The following is a 530-nucleotide window of genomic DNA, read 5'->3' on the forward strand; positions in this document are numbered from 1 at the left end:
CCGGGTCGAAGTGCGGCAGCTCGCCCGCGAACACCTCGATGCCGCGCAGCAGTTCCCGAAGATCGCCGTCCATGGACCCCTCCCTGGTGTGCCGATGACGCACGGCGCCGATGACCGGCGCCGATGACTGGCACCGCTGACCGGCACCTGTCGCTGGCGCTAATGGTTGGTGGCGAACGTATCATTAGCCGGCGGACTATGATCGGGCCATGCCCGCCCACGGACCCGCCCCCGCCGGCACCTCGCTCGCCCTCGACCTCGCCCTCACCGTCCGTCACGACGGACGTGGAGGCGTCGCCGACGAGCTCGCCGCCCCCGAGGGCCTGACCGCGTGGGTCCGCGGCCGCCCCGACGCCTTCCCGTACGCCGACGGCTTCCGCGCCGGTCCGCGGGACCTGGACCGGGTCCGCGACGTACGCGCCGCGGTCCGTGCCCTCTTCGCCCGAGCCGTGCGCCCCGGGGAGCCGAGCCCGGCCGACGCGCACCGGCTGCTCCCGGTGCCCGAGGCACTGGACCGGCTCAACGCGGCC

1 protein-coding gene is annotated in these 530 nt (G+C 74.9%); it reads left to right on the plus strand.

What is annotated here, in order from left to right; genetic code table 11:
• Nucleotides 1-209: 209 nt before the first annotated feature.
• A partial coding sequence (locus GTW43_RS02995) for an ABATE domain-containing protein (protein WP_202500970.1) occupies nt 210-530 on the plus strand: 321 nt, incomplete at its 3' end.

The sequence above is a fragment of the Streptomyces sp. SID5785 genome (assembly GCF_009870065.1).
Classification (GTDB): Bacteria; Actinomycetota; Actinomycetes; order Streptomycetales; family Streptomycetaceae; genus Streptomyces.